This window comes from Paraburkholderia sp., from assembly GCF_026225065.1.
In the GTDB taxonomy this organism is placed as follows: domain Bacteria; phylum Pseudomonadota; class Gammaproteobacteria; order Burkholderiales; family Burkholderiaceae; genus Paraburkholderia.
In genome coordinates this window covers 1-2811 of sequence record NZ_JAMFSB010000161.1, presented here as the reverse complement: position 1 = coordinate 2811, position 2811 = coordinate 1, and the positions used below count along the sequence as shown (strand labels likewise).

Genomic DNA, 2811 nt, shown 5'->3' with positions numbered 1-2811 from the left:
GGAGACCGGCGCGGCGATCGGCCTGCTCGGCGGTCCGGTTGGCGCCGTGTGCGGCGGCATCGCGGGCGCCATCCTCGCCGGGCTCGTGGCTGGCGCCGCTGGCTGCGCCACAGGCTCAGCGTTGGGCGAAGCCATCGATCAGACGGTCTTGAACAACTGGCGGTGCCTCGCCTGTGGACGCGTCTTCACCGTCTGTTCCGGTTGACCGTTTCAGATCGGTCCTGAGCCTCGCCCCCCACTTTTCTCTTCGCTTTCCTTCCTTTCACGTTGCCTGGCCTCGCGCCGGGCTTTATGCCTTCATTTTTATCGGAGTCTCAATATGCATCTCGTTCAATCAATGGCCTACGCTAACGAAGTCCCTTGGCACGGCCTCGGTAATCCGCTCGCCCCCAACCAGTCGCTCGAAGTCTGGGCCAAGGCTTCAGGCATGGACTGGAAGATTGAGGAATCCGAAGTGCGCTTTGTTGCAGGCACATCGGGCCTTGGCTCCATCCACGCGTTCCCCGAACAGAAGGTCCTGTACCGCTCGGACACGAAGGCCCCGTTATCGGTCGTCTCCAGCCGCTATCAGGTCGTTCAGCCTGCCGAGATCCTGGACTTTTACAAGGATCTCACAGAGGTCTCGGGCTTCGAACTCGAAACCGCCGGCGTGCTCAAGGACGGCAAGAAGCTGTGGGCGCTCGCCCGCACCGGCTAATCCGTCGCGCTCAAGGGTAACGACACGGTCAACGGTTACTTGCTGCTAGCCACCGCTTGCGATGGCACGCTCGCGACCACCGCGCAGCACACGACAATTCGTGTGGTATGCAACAACACACTTTCCGTCGCGCTCGGCGACAGTACCGGCGCAGTCAAGGTCGGCCACCGCAGCCAGTTCGATGCACAGGCCGTCAAGCGCCAGCTCGGTATCGCGGTTTCCTCCTGGGACGGCTTCATGGCCCGTATGAAGGCATTGTCGGAGCGCAAGGTGTCCGATGCCGTTGCAGAGAAATTCCTGCGACGCGTACTGACTTATTCCGCGACCAACCCTGCGGATCGGGATGCGCTCGCCGTCAACGAACGCGCGATCAAGGCGGTTGCCCAGCTTTATGCGGGGCGCGGCAAAGGCGCGGATATGGCATCCGCATCGGGAACCGCATGGGGGCTCGTCAACGCTGTTACGGAATACGCCGACCACCATCGCCGCGCGCGCAGCGACGATCACCGGCGCGACGCGGCGTGGTTCGGCGCGGGTGCCACACTCAAACAGAAGGCGTGGCATGAGTCCATGAAGCTCGTCGCATGAGTGTTTCACCGTTACGGCATACGTGCCCGGTTGAGCCCCGGCTCACCGGGCTTTTTCATTTCTGGAGGTGTTCATGTCTCAACCTGAATCAGCAGGACCCGGCAGGAACCGTCCGGCATTGCGGCTTGTTGAAACGAAGGATCTTGCGCGTGAAGACTGGCTCAAGGTGAGGAAATCCGGGATTGGCGGATCGGATGCAGCCGCCGCCGTAGGACTCAACCCGTACATGAGCCCGCTGGCGCTGTGGCTCGACAAGACCGGACGCGATGGCGGACTGGCAAAACCCGACCCGCACGACACGTCTGAGCCCATCTACTGGGGCACGCTGCTTGAGCCGATCGTTGCTGCCGCCTATACACAGCAGACCGGCAATCGCGTGCGCAAGGTCAACGCAGTCCTTCAGCATTCGACCATCCCCTTCATGCTCGCGAACCTCGACCGCGAAATCGTTGGCGTGCCGGGCGTGCAGATTCTGGAGTGCAAGACCGCTGGCGAGTTTGGTGCACGGCTCTGGCGCGATGGCGTACCGGAATACGTGCAGTTGCAGGTGCAACACCAGCTTGCCGTCACCGGCAAGCTGGCTGCCGATGTCGCAGTGCTGCTGTGCGGCCAGAAGCTGGAGGTTCACCGCATCGAGCGCGACGACGAACTCATTGCCCGCCTGATCCCGCTCGAGGCGCGGTTCTGGCGCTACGTCGAAACGGATACCCCGCCGCCTGCGGACGGATCGGAATCGGCCGATCGCGCATTGCGGCACCTGTATCCGGGCAATGCCGGCACGGTGGACTTTACTGACGACCGGCGCATGTCGCAGACCTTCGCCGATCTGGTCGCCGTGCGGGGCGAGATCGAACTTCGCGAGGAGCACGGGGCGAAGCTCAAACAGACCATCCAGCAGGCCATGGGCGACGCATCCCGGGCGCGGTTCGAGACTGGCGAAGTCTCATTCAAACGTAGCAAAGACTCGGACGGCATCGATCTGAAACGGTTGCTGGCCGATCACCCCGAACTTGAACCGCAGTACGCCATCACGAAACCCGGCTCACGCCGCTTCCTCATTAACGTCTGATATCCACAAGGAAAACCATCATGCTGAAGGGTCTCGCAATCACGCCGCCAGTCATCGGCAGAATTTCTATCGGCCGCGTCGTTGAGAAGAACGGCAAGCGCCTACCCGAGAAAGATGACCAGTTCACACTCACCACGCAGGTTCAGCAGCGCGGCGAATGGGTGCTGCATCCGTTGAACGAATCTTTGCGCAAGGCCACCACCGGGAAGTTGCGCGCGATCCCCGTGCGTTTCCTCTTTAACGATCCCGACCTCAACCTGCGCGCCGAGTATTCGCTGTTTGACCGTGAGTCCGGGCGGCCCGTGTGTGTCGGCAATGGCGAGACGTGCAGACGCGCAGGCGACGCAGGCATTGAGACACTGCCGTGTCCGTCGCCAGACGGTTGCACGTTCGGGCAGGCTGGCAACTGCAAGCCCTACGGGCGGCTCAACGTCGCAATAGGTGACGAGGATGAACT

Annotated in this window: 2 protein-coding genes and 2 pseudogenes; all 4 read left to right on the top strand. The window is 62.1% G+C overall.

Going from position 1 to position 2811, the window contains the following annotated elements; translation table 11 throughout:
• On the top strand, window positions 1-205 hold a 205-nt coding region (locus tag M0954_RS12245; RefSeq protein ID WP_297353458.1), incomplete at its 5' end, for a hypothetical protein.
• Window positions 206-319: 114 nt separating this feature from the next.
• Window positions 320-1285: pseudogene (locus M0954_RS12240) on the top strand (DUF932 domain-containing protein).
• 73 nt (window positions 1286-1358) lie between these two features.
• A complete protein-coding gene (locus M0954_RS12235) occupies window positions 1359-2354 on the top strand; it encodes a lambda-exonuclease family protein (RefSeq protein WP_297353456.1) in 996 nt (331 codons plus the stop codon).
• 20 nt (window positions 2355-2374) lie between these two features.
• A pseudogene (locus M0954_RS12230) lies at window positions 2375-2811 on the top strand (phage capsid protein); the annotation flags it as partial.

What these genes read in the sequence shown, in the direction of transcription:
- M0954_RS12235 (WP_297353456.1), top strand. Translation starts at nt 1,359, where the DNA reads ATGTCTCAACCTGAATCAGCAGGACCCGGCAGGAACCGTCCGGCATTG.